This is a genomic window from Vicinamibacteria bacterium (assembly GCA_035620555.1).
GTDB lineage: Bacteria > Acidobacteriota > Vicinamibacteria > Marinacidobacterales > SMYC01 > DASPGQ01.
This window is the reverse complement of the sequence record DASPGQ010000557.1, coordinates 1-4,439: the sequence shown is the minus strand read 5'-3', so window position 1 is coordinate 4,439 and position 4,439 is coordinate 1. Positions and strand designations below refer to the sequence as shown.

Genomic DNA, 4,439 nt, shown 5'->3' with positions numbered 1-4,439 from the left:
AGGCCAGGGGCAAGGGGCCGTGCGATCGTGACGAGGCGATGCTGTTCACCTCTTTCCTGCGAGGAACTCGTCCACCCGGCCGGGCATGAAGCTCGCGGTGCTGAAGGCATGCGGCAGCGATTCCTCGAACGTCGTGAGGCGGAAGTGTCCGCTTCCGTCGGTCAGGATGAGGCGAATCGGGGGCCGTCCTTGCTTTAGGTTGAAGCTCGAGAACTCGTAGCCATACTGGCGGTCGCGGTAGCTCACCCGCGGCCAGGCGCCCTTTTCTCCCACGACCACGACCGCTTCGAGGAAGTAGTCCCTCTCCGTTGCCGCCTGTTGCAAGAGACCGCCGATGGGATACCGATAGTGAAAGGCGGCATCGTCGACTCCGGCGGCGCGGTAAAAGGCGCCCGAGTACGAGATGGCTGCGGCTCCGGCATGGTGCTCGCTCACGGTAAAGAGATCGACCCCTCCCTCGCGCGCCCGCGTTGCTTCGGTGACGAGGCGTTCGATGACGTCGGGCGAGAGGGGAATCTCGGACGCGGCGACCTCGGGAAATCTTTCCTCGGAGACGAGAGCGTCCCGGAAGGGGCGGACGTGGACAAGGCCCGTCGAGCTCTCGCCGCAGATTGCGAGAAGCCTCTCGACGTCGAGAGTCGCTACCTGATAATCCCGGCAATCGCCACACGACAGGCTGTCCCCGCAGCGCTCGGTATAGTAGGCGATGAAGCGGACCTTCTCGCGCGTCGCCTCGGGACCGAAAAGCCCGATGGCGTGATTCACCAGAGCGGACTCTCCGTGAATCGCTTCCGGGACGTGGTACTCGGTGTTCCCCCCCACCACGACACGGTCATCGATCACGGTTGCAGTACGCACCTGGAAGTTCGAAAGCGGTGGATACGTGCCTACAGAGGCCGCGGCGTCGAGGGCGCGAAAGATTTGCCGTTCGAGCTCGGGATCCCCCATCGGTTCCACCATCTTCCATCCGCTCGTATCACTCGTCTCGCAGGCGAGCATGAGCCAAGCGAGCGTGAGAATGGCACCTCTCATTTGAGACTCTCCCGGATACGGGCCTGGATCGCGCGTGCTTTCTCCATGACCGCCGTCTCGTCGAGAGTGATCATCTTTCGATCGCGCACGACCACCCGTCCGTCGACTACGACCGTCTTCACGTGAGCTCCCTTGATGGCGTAGACCAGGTGGGAGTAGACATCGTACATCGGCGTGAGCTCCGGCACCTGAACGTCGATGAGGACGACGTCCGCCCGCTTTCCCGGCTCGAGCGAGCCCACGAGCGCGTCGAGCCCGAGCGCTTTCGCGCCGCCGCGGGTTGCCATACGGAAGACCTCCTTCGCCGGCATCACCGTGGGATCGGAGCGGACGAGCTTGTGAACCTTGGCGGCGGTGTCCATCTCTTCGAATAGGTCGAGATTGTTGTTGCTTGCCGGACCGTCGGTCCCGAGCCCCACGACGACCCCGCGCGCCAGAAGGTCGGGAACTCGCGCGAGCCCCGAGGCCCCCTTCATGTTGCTCTCGGGATTGTGAGACACGGCGGCCCCTCTCTCGGCGAGAAGCGCGATATCGGGATCGCTCAAGGTGATCGCGTGATGAAGGATCATCCCCGGCCCGAGGAGGTTCCTCTCCTCGAGGAGCGTCGCCGTCGTTTCTCCGTATTTCGCCCGAACCGCCTCGTCCTCCTCCGGCGACTCGTGGGCGTGGAGCTGGAAGGGGACCTGGTAGCGTCGAGAGAGCTCGCGCGCTCGGACCACGACCTCGATATCGGTGGTGTAGAGAGCGTGCGGCGCGACCGAAGGGACGACTCGGGGGTGGTCCTTCCACTTGACGACGAAGGCCTCGGTGGCCCGGAGGGCTTCCTCCGTCGTCTCGAAGTCAGGGGCGGGGAACCCGATGATCGTCTGCCCGAGAACGGCGCGGAGGCCTGCCTCATCGACGGCCTTCGCGATCGTCTCCTCGAAATAGTACATGTCGGTGAAGGTCGTCGTGCCGCTCCGCGCCATCTCGATCGCGGAAAGGAGCGTTCCCCAGTAGCAGAACTCCTCGTCGACGTTTCTCGCCTCGGCGGGAAAGATGAAGTCGTTCAGCCACTCCATGAGCTTCATGTCGTCGGCGAGACCTCGAAGCAGCGACATCGGGACGTGCCCGTGGGTATTGACCAGGCCGGGAACGACGAGCATTCCCGAAGCGTCGATTCTCTCTTTGGCCTCCGGGACCGGCACTCCCGAAGCGAGGACCGAGACGATGCGGGAACCGTCGATCACGAGAGCGCCGTCCTCGAGGACGCGGAGCTCGTCGTCCATGGTGACCACCGTGCCTCCGGCGATGAGCAGATCGGGGGGCTCCTGAGCCGCCGCCATCGATCCCGCCAGGACGATCGCGGCGAGCGTGCTAGACTCGGCTCGTTTCCAGGCCATGAACCTTCTCCTCATCGCTTCCACCTTCATTGCCTTTTTCAGCTCCCTGTCTGCCGCCAACCCGGCGGCGAGGGCGTCCGCGCCCACCTTCCGCGGCGAAGGGGACGGCCGGCTCGTCCTTCTCGAAGTACCCGAAAACGTATCCCTGGAATTCTTCGTTGTCCAGTGTGCCCGCGTCGGGGAGGGAGCGGTCTTCGAGGTCTACCGCTCGGGCGAGCCGGCACGCCCGGGCGAAGTAAGGGTGGGAGAGGTCTACCGAGAGGAAAAAACGCGCGTCTCTTTTCGCATCGAGGTAGGAGCCACGCCGTTCGCCCCCGGCGATACGTTCAGCTTCGTTACGTTCGAGGACATGTCCCGGATCGACGAGCTTCTCGATCGCTGGCTCGACGAGTACGTAAGATGGATCATCTCCCGGGAAGAGAAAGCGCTCTTCGAGTCGTTGAGCGATCCCGCGGAGAAGCTCGCGTTCATCGAATCGTTCTGGAGGCGGCGCGACCCCACTCCCGAATCGCCTCCCAACGAGGCGCGTGACGAGCACGCGCGACGGTTCGCCTACGCCCTTCAGAACTTCGGCGCGGGGACGCCAGGTTGGGCGACGGATCGAGGCAAGATCTACATTCTACTTGGGGCGCCCAACACCATCGAGCGAAATCCTGCGGGCCGCACCGCCTTCGAGCGTCCGTCCGAGATTTGGACCTACAACAACGCGCGCAACCCGAGGCTTCCCGCGTCCATGGACATCGCCTTCGTCGACTTTACGACGACGGGCCGGTTCGAGATCGTTTCCTCCTCGAACCTCGACGTGGTCGCTCCGTTGAGGACGAACCTCGGATACGCGATGAGCGAGCTCGAGGCCATCGGGCTGATGCGTTCTGGGGGCACGCTCATGGACCAGACCACGGGCTTGAGGACGGAGATCAACCCCACGCGGCTCGCGACCGACCGGTTCGACCTCGAGCGCGATCTCCAGGAGATCGCAAAGATCCCACGGCTCACGCAAGGAGGTATCCGCGCGGTGACCGAGGCGAGCGTGCGCTTCCCCACTATCCCCGTCCTCGTCGAAGCCTCCGTGTTCCACGCGGGTGAAAGCTCCGCGGTCGTGCCGGTCACGCTTTCGGTTCCCTACGCACGGCTGACCCCGGAGCCATTCGAGGACCGCTACCGGTATCACGTGGACTTGGTGGTCCAGTACCAGGTGAACGGGATCGAGAAGGCGCTCGAGGACCGCATCGAAGTCAGTCTCGACAAAGAAGCGATTGATGACTACCGGCGGAGCGAGCTGCTCTACGATGCCTCGATCCGGCTCCCGCCGGGTGAGTACGAGCTTCTTGCCACAGTGCGGGACAATCCGAGCGGAGCCGTGGGTCAAATAAGCTCGAAGGTCTCGGTACCGACCATCGAGAGTGGAACACTCACCCTTTCGAGCCTCCTTCTCGCGAGCGCCGCCGTCCAGGCCCCGGCTTCCGGTCAGGCGGAGAGGGCGCCGTTCCAGTTCGGTGACGTTCGCCTCGTCCCGAATCTCGCCAAGAGTTTCCTCTCGGGACGAACGCTCACGGCATACGTCGAGGCTTATGGACTCGAGGACGACGCCCGCATCCGGGTGGAGTTCTTTCTTCTGAAGGACGGAAGGCTCTTCTCGAAGGTTGCCCCCTCGCACCACCGTCCGGGAGGAGGCGGCGAGGTGTCCGTTCGCAGTGAGATCTCGCTCGCGAGCTTTCCTCCGGGCAACTACGTGCTACGGGCGCGAATCAGCGACGAGACCACCGGAGAGGTCGCGGAGCGCGAGAGCCCATTCACCGTCCGAGCCCGATAAAAGTGGTGCGCCGGCTCACTTGTCGGGTGAGAAGTTCACGAGACTCTTCAAAAAAGTGATCACCGCCGACTGCTCGTCGCTCGTTAGCGCAGCGAAGCCGTCGCGCGCCTCCTGAGCTTCGCTCCGAGCGGGATCGCCAGACGGCGGCGGGGAGTCCTCTCCATGCAGCAAGATCGCCTCTCGGAGCGTGCCGGCGCGGTCGTCGTGGAGAT

Annotated in this window: 4 protein-coding genes; 1 reads left to right on the top strand and 3 read right to left on the bottom strand. The window is 64.1% G+C overall.

Annotated elements, in window-relative coordinates:
* Positions 1 to 45: 45 nt before the first annotated feature.
* A complete protein-coding gene (locus tag VEK15_22435) occupies positions 46 to 1,032 on the bottom strand; it encodes a hypothetical protein (protein HXV63476.1) in 987 nt (328 codons plus the stop codon).
* A complete protein-coding gene (locus tag VEK15_22430; GenBank protein HXV63475.1) occupies positions 1,029 to 2,414 on the bottom strand; it encodes an amidohydrolase in 1,386 nt (461 codons plus the stop codon). The genes VEK15_22435 and VEK15_22430 overlap by 4 nt, the downstream gene beginning before the upstream one ends.
* Here VEK15_22430 and VEK15_22425 point away from each other — a divergent pair.
* Positions 2,413 to 4,227, top strand: a complete 1,815-nt coding sequence (locus VEK15_22425) for a GWxTD domain-containing protein (protein ID HXV63474.1) — start codon at positions 2,413 to 2,415, stop codon at positions 4,225 to 4,227. The two genes, VEK15_22430 and VEK15_22425, sit on opposite strands and share 2 nt — an antisense overlap.
* Before the next feature lie 15 nt (positions 4,228 to 4,242).
* Here the strand turns inward: VEK15_22425 and VEK15_22420 are convergent.
* Positions 4,243 to 4,439: di-heme oxidoredictase family protein (locus VEK15_22420; protein HXV63473.1), on the bottom strand; the 197-nt coding region annotated here is incomplete at its 5' end.

Coding starts and splice junctions, on each gene's coding strand:
- VEK15_22435 (HXV63476.1), bottom strand. CDS start 1,032: ATGAGAGGTGCCATTCTCACGCTCGCTTGGCTCATGCTCGCCTGCGAG.
- VEK15_22425 (HXV63474.1), top strand. CDS start 2,413: ATGAACCTTCTCCTCATCGCTTCCACCTTCATTGCCTTTTTCAGCTCC.
- VEK15_22430 (HXV63475.1), bottom strand. CDS start 2,414: ATGGCCTGGAAACGAGCCGAGTCTAGCACGCTCGCCGCGATCGTCCTG.